Source organism: Mycolicibacterium pyrenivorans (assembly GCF_025821625.1).
GTDB classification, from domain to species: domain Bacteria; phylum Actinomycetota; class Actinomycetes; order Mycobacteriales; family Mycobacteriaceae; genus Mycobacterium; species Mycobacterium pyrenivorans.
Genome location: NZ_JACKSH010000147.1, coordinates 1 through 224, shown reverse-complemented (window position 1 = coordinate 224; position 224 = coordinate 1). Strand labels below are relative to the sequence as shown.

The window sequence follows — 224 nt, the reverse complement described above, 5'->3', positions numbered from 1 at the left end:
AGCGACCAGGGTGGGGGTGTCGAAGCCGGCGAGCACGTCGCGCCAAGCCTGTTGTGCGGCTTCGAGGTCACGATCGGCCGACCACTCGACGAGGCGCCGGAAGTTCCCGCCCGGAGGTAGCCGGTGACCCAGATAGCCGGCGAAGATCTCCTGCAGCAGGATCGGCAGCGACCAGCCGTCCAGCACGATGTGATGGTTGGTCAGCACGACCCGGAACCGTTCGG

At 67.4% G+C, this 224-nt stretch carries 1 protein-coding gene; it reads right to left on the bottom strand.

Annotated elements, in window-relative coordinates:
* The coding region (locus H7I57_RS17305) for a condensation domain-containing protein (RefSeq protein WP_372510251.1) at positions 1–207 on the bottom strand (207 nt) is incomplete at its 3' end.
* Positions 208–224 lie beyond the last annotated feature (17 nt).